Origin of the sequence: Microcoleus sp. LAD1_D3 (assembly GCF_036702135.1) — a bacterium.
Lineage (GTDB): Bacteria > Cyanobacteriota > Cyanobacteriia > Cyanobacteriales > Microcoleaceae > Microcoleus.
Genome location: NZ_JAUBSB010000165.1, coordinates 1 through 1019, shown reverse-complemented (window position 1 = coordinate 1019; position 1019 = coordinate 1). Strand labels below are relative to the sequence as shown.

Annotated in this window: 1 protein-coding gene; it reads right to left on the bottom strand. The window is 63.8% G+C overall.

The features are described 5' to 3' along the window. Nucleotides 1–849 (bottom strand): IS110 family transposase (locus QUA74_RS29775; RefSeq protein ID WP_333336382.1); only part of this gene is annotated, 849 nt, incomplete at its 3' end. Between the last annotated feature and the right edge of the window lie 170 nt (nucleotides 850–1019).

Here is a 1019-nt window from a genome sequence, read left to right as displayed (position 1 = left end):
GACCTTGAAAGGCTTGCCGCGTTCCTTCATCCGATCGGCATGGGCCTTGAAGGCCGAGGGCATCCGGCTGGCTGTGAGCGCGGCCATGTAAAGCGCATCGCGGACCCGCTTTCGGCCGCCGCGGATGTGCCGCTTGCCGCGCAAGCTGCCGCTGTCGACATTGAAGGGTGCAAGGCCGGCAAGGGCGGCGGCGGCCTTGGCCGAACGATCGCCGAGTTCGGGCATATGGGTAATGAGGGTCAGCGCCGCGACAGGCCCGATGCCGGGAATGGAACGCAGCCTGGCCTCCTGATGCTTCAGCGCCTCGTCGGCTTTCAGGGCATCGCGCCCTTGCTTTTCGATGCGAACGATCTCCGCATCCAGCCAGGACAGGTGGCTTTCCAGACTGTCGCGCTCGACCCCTTCGGCTTCGTGCAGGCGTGTGCGCTCCTGTTGCCGGATGGCGACGAGCTGGTCGCGCCGGTTATGAAGGCGGGCAAGCGCATGGCGCTCCGGGTCATCCGGCGGCTGGCTGGCAAGCGTCAGGCTCTGACCCATCCGTGCCAGCAGGCGCGCATCAATCGCATCCGTCTTGGCCAGAAGGCCGATCGCCTTGGCAAAGTCGCGGGCACGGGCAGGATTGACGCGAGAGTAGGACTGATGCCTGGCTTCGAGCGCCAAGCGGAACTGCCGGTCATAGCGGCCCGTCGCCTCAAGGACGATATGGACCTTGCGGTCGCCAAGACCATCAAGCCAAACGGCAATCGCCGCAGGCGTGTTGTCGATGCGGGCATGGCGATTGAGGGCGCTGTCGAAAAAATCCAGATGCGCTTTGGCAATATCGCATCCGATGACATCAGGGTGTATCATGGCGTGCCTCTTCCTGTGATGCGAGGTCCGCTGTCACGGCCTCCGTCAACTGTTCAGGTTCGGGTATCAAAAGCGGGCGGAGGACCAGAGCCAGCAAACGGTCTCCAACGACCGGGATCCCGACGGCCTTCCGCCCGCCCCCATTAAAGCACAGTTCAGACACACAGGAT